Below are 231 nucleotides of genomic sequence, written 5' to 3'. Positions count from 1 at the left end.
ACCCCATTTAGATGATTGATGTGCAACTTTGAAATAATAATCACAAAATATGCATAAAAAATCACTCAAAGGCAACTTATTGCTCAAGGAAATTGCGCAGCAGCTGATGTCCCTGCTCGCTGAGAATGCTTTCGGGATGGAACTGCACGCCTTCCAGCGCCAGGGTTTTATGGCGGAATCCCATAATTTCGTCAGGCTCGCCGTCACGCACCGTCCAGGCAGTCACCTCGA

At 47.6% G+C, this 231-nt stretch carries 1 protein-coding gene; it reads right to left on the bottom strand.

Features of this window, described 5'->3' with window-relative positions; translation table 11 throughout:
• Window positions 1–76: 76 nt before the first annotated feature.
• Window positions 77–231: glutamine amidotransferase-related protein (locus SB756_RS36030; protein ID WP_410914036.1), on the bottom strand; the 155-nt coding region annotated here is incomplete at its 5' end.

Source organism: Pseudomonas sp. SIMBA_068, assembly GCF_046534705.1.
Classification (GTDB): domain Bacteria; phylum Pseudomonadota; class Gammaproteobacteria; order Pseudomonadales; family Pseudomonadaceae; genus Aquipseudomonas; species Aquipseudomonas putida.
Note: the sequence above shows the minus strand (reverse complement) of the source record. Positions and strands in the feature narration are given on the sequence as shown.